This is a genomic window from Gammaproteobacteria bacterium (assembly GCA_035279405.1).
Lineage (GTDB): Bacteria > Pseudomonadota > Gammaproteobacteria > Natronospirales > REEB76 > REEB76.
This window is the reverse complement of record DATEHU010000041.1, coordinates 1-1062: the sequence shown is the minus strand read 5'-3', so window position 1 is coordinate 1062 and position 1062 is coordinate 1. Positions and strand designations below refer to the sequence as shown.

Genomic DNA, 1062 nt, shown 5'->3' with positions numbered 1-1062 from the left:
TTCCAGGCCGGCCCGCAAATGAGGTAATCGCCAGCCGCGGTTCCGGTGGTGCGCGTGCCGACGTAGGCAAAATTAGTGCCGTCTGACGGATCGGTGAACTGCACGCTGTAGTAACGGCTCGCCATGTCCGGCACGTGCAAGACGAGCGGCCCGTTGGCGAGGTCGAGCAAGCCGCCGATGTAGAGCACATCGTCGGTCCCGGTTGCCAATAAGCTGGCGTTTGACGCCGCGGGCGAAACGCGATTGGGCACCGCATACAGCGTATTGACGGGGATTGGGCCTCCGCCGAGGCCATGCTGAACGACCGCTCTTTTGAAGGCACTGTAGGTGATAGGCGGCCAAGAATAGACGAACACGACCGTGCCAAGTCCCCATACGATGACTGCCACGACGGCGTACGTGATGAACGCGCTTCCCCCGATAGAGAACTGCCTGTAGCCGGCCCATGCGAGGACGACCAGGATGGCGAACGTAATGGGATATGCGTATTTCAGAATGAACCGGTTCATCTCAGTGCACTCTCTTGACTGGCGGCAGATGGTAGTCGCCGTCGAGAACAGCACGGCCGGGCAGATACGCGCGGAGCGTCAGCTTGAAGTTGCCTGCCGGTGCAGGCAGCCAGTTTGACTCGTGTCCAACGGGAGCCGTGTGCTGCAGATAAATGTCGATTGAGCCGTCGGCGTTCGGAATGAGGCCGGAGCGACTGCCAAGGCTGTAGCGATCGATGGGGCTTCGCACCATGAACCCTGCCACATCCGTCATGGTCAGCGACCAGAAGGCATCGTTCGGCGGCAGTTGTCCGACAGGAAAATGCAGGACATACTCGCGCTGGCCGTTCAGCCTTTGCCCCGCACCGTCGACGGTCGTCGTCCAGTACGCCGCTTCTTCCGTCACATTGACGGCGGGCAGGATTTTGGCGCATGCGGCCCGGACGAGGATGCCATTGCCAGGCTGGCCGCATTTCGTGGTGGTCCTCCAACCGTTGACATTCGTGGTAATGGTTTTGAACACAGCGTTCATAACGATGTTTGCGGTGAGAAACGCAAGCACGGCGCCAACAAT

2 protein-coding genes are annotated in these 1062 nt (G+C 60.2%); both read right to left on the bottom strand.

Annotated elements, in window-relative coordinates; genetic code table 11:
• A partial coding sequence (locus tag VJR90_09895; GenBank protein HKV97789.1) for a DUF1254 domain-containing protein occupies positions 1–509 on the bottom strand: 509 nt, incomplete at its 3' end.
• 1 nt (position 510) lies between these two features.
• On the bottom strand, positions 511–1062 hold a 552-nt coding region (locus VJR90_09890), incomplete at its 5' end, for a DUF1214 domain-containing protein (GenBank protein HKV97788.1).